This is a genomic window from Zooshikella sp. RANM57 (assembly GCF_050749885.1).
Taxonomy (GTDB): Bacteria; Pseudomonadota; Gammaproteobacteria; order Pseudomonadales; family Zooshikellaceae; genus Zooshikella.
Genome location: NZ_JBOIUB010000001.1, coordinates 1259292 through 1266696 on the forward strand (window position 1 = coordinate 1259292; position 7405 = coordinate 1266696).

The 7405-nt window shown below is 40.1% G+C and carries 4 protein-coding genes and 1 rRNA gene; 2 read left to right on the top strand and 3 right to left on the bottom strand.

The genetic code is table 11. The annotated features are described in order from the left end of the window. Positions 1-154: 154 nt before the first annotated feature. Positions 155-1672 carry a YifB family Mg chelatase-like AAA ATPase gene (locus ACQ96U_RS04935; protein ID WP_431720114.1) on the top strand — a complete coding sequence of 506 codons (1518 nt, stop codon included), beginning with the start codon at positions 155-157 and terminating at the stop codon, positions 1670-1672. A gap of 5 nt (positions 1673-1677) precedes the next feature. Here the strand turns inward: ACQ96U_RS04935 and ACQ96U_RS04940 are convergent, their stop codons facing one another. Then, positions 1678-3381, bottom strand: a complete 1704-nt coding sequence (locus ACQ96U_RS04940) for a putative bifunctional diguanylate cyclase/phosphodiesterase (protein WP_431720115.1) — start codon at positions 3379-3381, stop codon at positions 1678-1680. A 433-nt stretch (positions 3382-3814) separates the two neighbouring features. Between ACQ96U_RS04940 and rep the strand changes: the two genes are divergently transcribed. Next, complete coding sequence (rep, locus tag ACQ96U_RS04945) at positions 3815-5836, top strand: DNA helicase Rep (RefSeq protein ID WP_431720116.1); 2022 nt, start codon at positions 3815-3817, stop codon at positions 5834-5836. An 80-nt stretch (positions 5837-5916) separates the two neighbouring features. Here the strand turns inward: rep and ACQ96U_RS04950 are convergent, their stop codons facing one another. Further along, complete coding sequence (locus ACQ96U_RS04950) at positions 5917-7017, bottom strand: extracellular solute-binding protein (RefSeq protein WP_431720117.1); 1101 nt, start codon at positions 7015-7017, stop codon at positions 5917-5919. A 250-nt stretch (positions 7018-7267) separates the two neighbouring features. Further along, positions 7268-7383, bottom strand: a 5S ribosomal RNA gene (gene rrf / locus ACQ96U_RS04955). Positions 7384-7405 lie beyond the last annotated feature (22 nt).

Here is a 7405-nt window from a genome sequence, read left to right on the forward strand (position 1 = left end):
ATAGCGATTAAAAATCACCCAAACAACCAATAAATTCACATTTTTTTTGTGGATATTTTACGAGTTCACAGTCTGTCATCCTCCTATTAGCAGTCTCACTGTACAAATTTTAAACTACCTTCCTCTTTTATTAGTGAGTCTGCAAGGATGATTTATGTCTCTGGCTGTTGTTTATACTCGTGCTCAATTTGGTATTCATGCGCCACTTGTTACTGTTGAAGCTCACCTTTCAAATGGTCTACCTGGTTTGGCTATTGTTGGTTTACCAGAAACTGCGGTTAAAGAAAGTAAAGACCGTGTTCGAAGCGCTCTCTTAAATACACACTTTGAATTTCCTGCAAAACGTATCACCATCAATTTAGCCCCTGCAGACTTGCCAAAAGAAGGGAGTCGCTTTGACCTTGCTATTGCGTTGGGAATCTTAGCTGCTTCAGGACAAATAGCCCCAGCTAAGCTCGTAGACTACGAATTTATTGGGGAACTTGCCTTATCTGGTGAAGTAAGACCTGTCAAAGGTGTGTTACCCGCTGCAGTACAATGCCAAACCGTCAATCGACAACTTGTTCTTCCAGAAGACAATTGTGCAGAAGCCAGTCTCGTCAAAAACTGTACATTGCTAGGCATCAACAGCTTAAACCAGCTTTGCCAGCACCTGCAGGATAACCAGTCTATTACCCCATTCAAAGCAAGTTACAAACATATTAAAACACTATCATCTAAAGACCTTGCCGATGTAAAAGGGCAACCACAAGCCAAACGAGCACTTGAAGTCGCTGCAGCAGGTGGGCATAACCTGCTCTTTTTTGGGCCTCCAGGAACAGGAAAAACCATGCTTGCCAGTAGACTACCAAGCATAATGCCTCCTTTAACAGAAAAAGAGGCTTTAGAAGTCGCGTCAGTTAACTCCATCTCTCGAAAACCTCGACCTATAACAGAGTGGTTGAATAGAAGTTTCCGTGCACCTCACCATACTGCATCAGCCATTGCGATGGTGGGTGGCGGCAGCAGCCCCAAACCTGGAGAAATATCACTGGCCCATCACGGAGTATTATTTCTTGATGAGCTTCCAGAATATGAGCGAAGAGTGTTAGAAGTTTTACGTGAGCCAATGGAGTCTGGAGAAATAGTAATTTCTCGCGCCAGCCGACAGGTGACTTATCCAGCAAAATTCCAACTGGTTGCGGCGATGAACCCTTGCCCCTGTGGGTATCTTGGTGACAATCGACAAGCCTGTCGCTGTACTGATCAGCAAATTAGTCGTTACCGCCGTAAACTCTCTGGTCCATTACTGGATCGAATTGATATGCACATTGAGGTTGCCTCATTACCTAATGGCTTGCTTACTCAACGAGCCTCTCAGTTAAGTGTAGAAAACAGTGCTCAAGTCCAACAACGCGTTATTAAAGCAAGAGAGCTTCAGTTAGCCCGACAAGGAAAAGCAAATAGTGAGTTAAATGCAAAAGAAATTGAGCTATTTTGTTCTCTTACAGATGATGCACAACGCTTGCTGAATAATGCACTTCAAAAACTGGGTTTATCCGCTCGCGCTTATCATCGCATTTTAAGAGTATCTCGTAGTATTGCGGACCTAACAGAGAACGAGCAGTTACAAGTCAGTCATATCACAGAGGCTCTTGGTTACAGAAAACTAGATCGAGCGGTTTCCAATTAAGAAGCTTAAACTATACAACCTACTAATTCATCAGAGTTACGTTGGCAAAACGAGGTAATTGGCACAGGTGGGCTGTAAAAAAAACCCTGTAGTTGGTCACAACCCATTTTAGTAAGCACATCCACTTGTGCCTGATTTTCCACCCCTTCAGCAACGACACTTAAATTCAAATTATGCGCTAAATTAGTTATTGCCTGTACAATCACCGCATCATCCGTATTTGAGTGAATCTTACAAATAAAGCTTCGATCAATTTTTAAGGTCGAAATCGGCAACTGCTGTATATGTGCAAATGACGAAAAGCCTGTGCCAAAATCATCTAATGAAAACGTGATACCCAACTTCCCTAGTGCACTCATTGCAGCAGCGACTGCAGCCTCATCTTGCATCATGGCAGTTTCTGTGAGCTCGAATTCCAAACATTGAGGTGGAACATCAAATTTTTCCAAAGCATGAGAAATCACAGTAAATAAACGAGCATCCTTGAACTGTTGAAAAGATAAGTTAATCGCCATACTAACCTGTTCACCACACACGTCGATTAACTTTAAAAGGTCATAACAAGACTGGTATATAACCCAATGCCCCAAAGGAACAATAAGCCCTGTTTCTTCTGCTAATGGAATAAAATCACTGGGTAATAGCAAACCACGTAATGGGTGATACCATCGCAACAACCCTTCAACACCACACAACTTGCCTGTTGTTGCATCAATTCTGGGTTGATAAAGTAATTGAAACTCTTTTTGTTTAATTGCATGACGCAGTTCTGTTTCCAAACAGTAACGCTGTTTAGCATGAGTATTTAAGTCATGAGAATAAAAACAGTAACTGCCTCCTAGTTGCTGTTTCGCTTGTTTCAAAGCAAGCGTGGCATTATGAATTAATGAGTCGACATTTCTAGGACCATCTACGGCTAAAGCAATGCCAATACTACAACCGATCGTTAATTGATGACCGGAAATTATAAATGGGTGAGCCAGTGCTTTTAGTAATTCCTTAACAGTATGTACCAACTCGGCAGTCTGGCCGATATTATCAATGGTCACACCGTATTCATTATCACCTATCCGAGCAATATGCTCGTGTATTGGAAAAAGTTGCTTAAGTCTTTGTGCAACATCACATATCAGTTGATCTCCAGCCTGATATCCCAGCCATTCATTTACTTTTTTAAAGCCATCTAAATCAATCAGCAATAAGGCCGGTGGCTTATTATAATGCTGCTCTAGCAACATACTATTTAAACGCTGAGTGAATGTACGACGACTGGCTAATCCTGTTAGAGTATCAATACCTGAAGTAGAGTGCGTTTGTGCGTACTGCTCTTCAGCTAATTTAACCAGTGTTTTTAATTGCTCTTTTGTGTAGCTTTTTCGCAACACATAATAAGCAGCCCCTTTTTTTACTATTCGCTTATATTTATCAGCAGAAATTGAATCCACTAATAACAGAACAGGATAGTCACAACTTAATACTTCCAGTAAACCTGGATACTCTTCCATAAACTCTTCTGCAAGTAAGATAACAAGCCTACTGCCACGGCACCCTTCCAGAGATTCCATCTCTACCAATGATGTAAGGTGATTTAGTTTAAAAAAAAGTTGTGAGTCACTTTCTTTTAGCAACGATACCAAGTAGTTTTTCTCAGTGTTTTTTTTATCGATTAAATATACTTTGGGTTGCCCCTCATCTCGTTGACCTGCCACGAATGTCGGTCCTCCAATATACACTTGGTCGTCGCGCCAATTTAATTACCTTATATGATCACACAATCAGTCAAAATCCACCAAAAATTCTCTAACAACTCGTCAATAAACTTGACCTGCTTTGTCAGTTCTTACTGAGCTATCGTTCTTATACCAAATCAATAGCCATGTAAATTGATATCATTTCCCAGTTTTTATTTTTTGAGCAAGCATCACCAATAACAGTTTCACAAGCATGTAACTTGTTTTCAGATTATGTCTATCATTCTAAGTGATAAGTCATTTCATCCTATGACTACAGGATGTTTCTCTATTATTCTCACGCACCGAGTTAAAGCCAAAAAGCAAAAGATGACAAAAAATCCATTCGCGGTCAGATTTCTATTTGTTAAAATACGCCGCTATTTGGTTAGTGAAAAGGAGCCCAAACTCTGTGCGTAGACTTAATCCCAGACAAGAAGAAGCTGTAAAATATATTGACTCACCTTTACTCGTCTTAGCTGGGGCTGGGAGTGGTAAAACAAGTGTTATCACCCAAAAAATTGCTTACTTGATTGAGACATGCGGCTTAAAAGCTAAGCATGTCGTTGCTGTTACTTTCACCAATAAGGCGGCGCGAGAGATGAAGGAGCGCGTTGGTCAACTCGTTAGCGGCAAAGAGGCCCGAGGGCTTACTGTTTCAACTTTTCACAACTTGGGTCTGAATATCATTCGCCGCGAACATAAAACACTTGGCTACAAGCCAGGCTTTTCAATTTTTGATGACCAGGATTCCAAAGCACTCATCAAAGAGCTAGGTGAAAAGTACTATAGCGAAGGAATGGATAAAATTGATTTAATTCAACATACCATCTCAAACTGGAAAAATGACCTCATCACCGCCGACCAAGCGATTAGTCATGCCAAAGATGAAGAGACAGAAGTCATTGCCACCATCTACCAGCACTACGTACGTACATTAAAAGCCTACAATGCCGTTGACTTTGATGATCTCATATTATTACCTGTAATGCTCTTCTCTGAAAACCCAACAGTTCTTGATAAATGGCAAAATAAAATTCGCTATTTATTAGTCGATGAATACCAAGATACCAATGCCTCACAATATTTACTTGTAAAACAACTCGTTGGTACTAGAGCTGCGTTTACCGTTGTAGGGGATGATGACCAATCAATTTATGCTTGGCGTGGAGCTCGTCCAGAAAATTTGGCTTTACTCAAAGATGACTACCCAAGCCTCAATGTTATTAAGCTAGAACAAAACTACCGCTCAACCAGCCGTATTCTCAAAGCAGCAAACACCGTTATTGCCAATAATCCACACGTTTTTGAGAAACGACTTTGGAGTGACTTCGGCATGGGGGACGAGATTCGTGTAGTACGTTGTCGTAATGAAGAAGTGGAAGCAGAACGCGTTGCGGCAGAAATTATCACTCATAAATTAAAGCATGAAACCAAATTCAAGGACTATGCAATTTTATATAGAGGAAACCATCAAGCTAAATTGCTTGAGTTAAAGTTACAGCATCATCAAATTCCCTATTTTATATCAGGTGGAACCTCTTTTTTCTCTCGTTCAGAAGTAAAAGATATCATGGCATATCTTCGACTCATCATTAACCCAGATGACGATAATGCATTCTTACGAGTCATTAATGTACCTCGCCGGGAAATCGGTCCAACGACGCTAGAAAAACTTGGAAATTACGCATCTCAACGACATATCAGTCTGTTTGCTGCCTGTAGTGAGTTTGGTCTTAGCACCCATCTTGATGACCGCTTTCTTGAGAAACTACAACGATTTACTCACTGGATGCAGAAGGTAACTCAACAATGTCACCAAGAAGATCCTGTTACTGCTATTAAAGAGATGGTTCATGACTTGGATTACCAGAACTGGTTACGCCAAAACAGTAGTAGTGATAGTGTCGCAGATAAGCGAATGAGCAATGTCTGGACCCTTGTTGACTCACTAGAAAAGTCACTAAAAGTTATGGATGAAGAAGATGATGTGGAAACAGATATAAAAGCAGCAATAGGCAAGCTTGTATTAAGGGATATGCTTGAGCGCCAAGAACAAGAAGACGATAGTGACCGTGTTCAGCTCATGACCCTTCATGCCTCGAAAGGACTTGAGTATCCCTTTGTATTTATGATTGGTATGGAAGAAGATTTACTCCCCCACCGGAGTAGTATTGAAGAAAATAATATAGAAGAAGAACGCCGATTAACTTACGTAGGTATTACCCGAGCACGAAAGGCACTAACAATGACTTTAGCAGGACAACGTAAGCAATTTGGTGAACAAATAGAAACTACACCAAGTCGTTTTCTTGATGAACTCCCACAAGAGGATGTTATACGAATTGGCTTTGGTGAAGAGGTAAGTCAGGAAATTAAACAAGCAACTGGGAAAGATGCCCTCACTTCAATTCGTAACCGAATTAATCAATAACAGTACAGCGCAAAAATAAGGCTTAACTTCTAAATAAGTTAGGCCTTATTTTCTCGATTTTAGCTTTTCAAAGATTATTATTACTTACCTGTCTTAATACGCGTCCAGGCTCTATTGATAAACCGCTGAACAGTCTTTGATCGCTCGCCAAAGGTAAATAGTTTACGCTTTGCCTTTTCTGTAGGGTAAATACCAGGATCTTTTATAATTTCAGCATCAACAAATGACTTCGATTCTACGTTTGGATTTGCATACTTAACGTAGTTAGTAATATTTGCAATCACCTTTGGTTCCATTAAGTAGTTAAGAAATGCATGAGCTGCTTCTGGATGAGTAGCATCCTTTGGAATCGCCAACATATCAAAGGATATTGGCGCCCCTTCTTCAGGGATATTGTAGGTTATATTAATGCCATTTTTAGCTTCAGCTGCTCGGTCTGCTGCTTGATACATATCCCCAGACCAACCAATAGCTACACATATGTCACCATTTGCTAAGTCAGAAATATACTTTGATGAATGAAAATAAGTCACATGAGGGCTTAATTTTTCAAGCAGCTTGGCGGCTTCTTTGTAATCATTCAAGTTTTGGGTATTAGGATTTTTACCCAAGTAATTTAAGACTATAGGAAAGACTTCAGTAGGGGCATCTAAAAATGCAACACCACAGGACTTAAGCTTAGCTAAATTCTTTTCATCCAAAAGTAAACGCCAGCTATTAACAGGTGCATCATCACCCAATGCCGCTTTTACCTTTTCAGGGTTATAACCGAAACCAGTGGTAGCCAATAAATAGGGAATAGCAAACTTATTATCTGGGTCAATAGTGGCAGATATCTCCTTCATCATATCACTATCAAGATTTTTTAAATTTGGGAGTTTGCTTTTATCAAGTGGTTGAAATGCTCCAGCCCTAATTTGTACTCTCAAAAAATCGTGAGAAGGTACAACAACATCGTAGCCCGTCTTACCTGATAGTAACTTTGCTTCCAGTATTTCGTTACTATCAAAAACATCATACTGCGTCTTGATACCAGTCTTTTCTTCAAAATTCTTTAACGTATCTTCAGCTATATAATCACTCCAGTTATAGATATATACCTGTTTGGTATCATCTGCCTGAGTCACTAAAGGAAAACAAAGAATTGAAGTACTAAGTACCAGAGAGTGTAAGCATTTCATTAATAGCCATCTCCAATACACTTGTCAGTATTGTTACGACAGTTGTTGATAAAATATCTCTAACTTTATTTTAAGCGTAAAACAAAGAAAGAAGATGGGTAGATTAAACTAACTTAGTAGACCAAGTTATCCCACACATACAGTCTAAGTTCCTTATAGTTTAAGCTTAGTATTGAGCTAAATGTTATTACTAAGCAAAATCCCTAAAGTAAAAAGCCCCGGCACAACAGTACCAGGGCTTCCAATAAGCGCTTGACGATGTCCTACTCTCACATGGCGAAACGCCACACTACCATCGGCGCTGAGCAGTTTCACTTCTGAGTTCGGGATGGAATCAGGTGGTGCCCACTCGCTATCGTCGTCAAGCATAAACCTTTAGCAGAATCGT